Origin of the sequence: Coprococcus sp. AF19-8AC (assembly GCF_003603115.1) — a bacterium.
In the GTDB taxonomy this organism is placed as follows: Bacteria; Bacillota; Clostridia; order Lachnospirales; family Lachnospiraceae; genus Coprococcus; species Coprococcus aceti.
Genome location: NZ_QTMI01000012.1, coordinates 1 through 815 on the forward strand (window position 1 = coordinate 1; position 815 = coordinate 815).

The 815-nt window shown below is 42.1% G+C and carries 2 protein-coding genes; both read right to left on the reverse strand.

Annotated elements, in window-relative coordinates; translation table 11 throughout:
- A partial coding sequence (locus tag DWX57_RS13925) for a hypothetical protein (protein WP_133300894.1) occupies nucleotides 1–506 on the reverse strand: 506 nt, incomplete at its 3' end.
- Between the two features lie 62 nt (nucleotides 507–568).
- Nucleotides 569–815, reverse strand: a 247-nt coding sequence (locus DWX57_RS13930) for an EsaB/YukD family protein (protein WP_015533115.1), incomplete at its 5' end; no start/stop codon positions are given.

Sequence of the window (815 nt, forward strand, 5' to 3'; positions counted from 1 at the left end):
TTCACTGATGCAGCGCCATTCATTATACCAGATATTGCTGATCCCACGAGGGCCGATGTCGCTACAGACTGTGTCACTGCAGCTGCCGTAGCTCCCAGTACAGCAGGGCAGACTATCGCCACTGCAGCAGTAACCACAAGCACGCCTATGCCTATAGCCAGCTTTCCTTCACTGGTCTCATACCATGGAGTTTCAGCATATAGGTTGTACAGAGTCTGTCCAGATGCCTCGAATTTTTCATTACATTCTTTATACAGATCGTATGCCTCATCCAGAATCTTCTTCAGAGTTCCAAGCCGATCATATTCGTCTACCAGTTGAGCACGATATCTGTCCAGGGATGATATATCCAGGGATTCCGCCATCTTGCTTATGTATATTATATCTCTCTGACGTCTGATATCATCAATATACTGTCCAAGTGTATCATATATCTTTGACAATCTGTAAGGTTCATCTTCAAGCTTGCCCAAGTCTACATACAAAAGAACTCCTCTATTTTCCATTATTTTCATCCCCCCTGTACTTGTCAAGTATCTTTACGATACTAACATCACACATCCCTCATCTACATGAGTATCAGTTTATCGCCATTTTCAACATGATAACTTTTCAAGGTTCTATCTGGATCCATAACCATGCCTTCTCTCGGTAACACTAATACCCAGTGCTCACGATTCACATAGCCTGTTCGCAGATACTGCGATACAACATCCAAAGTATCCGTTATCACATCACAAACCTGTGCATTCTCATTATATTGAACATCAAATTCTTGATTTATTTCCGGCATAATCAACCTGGACTTAATCATG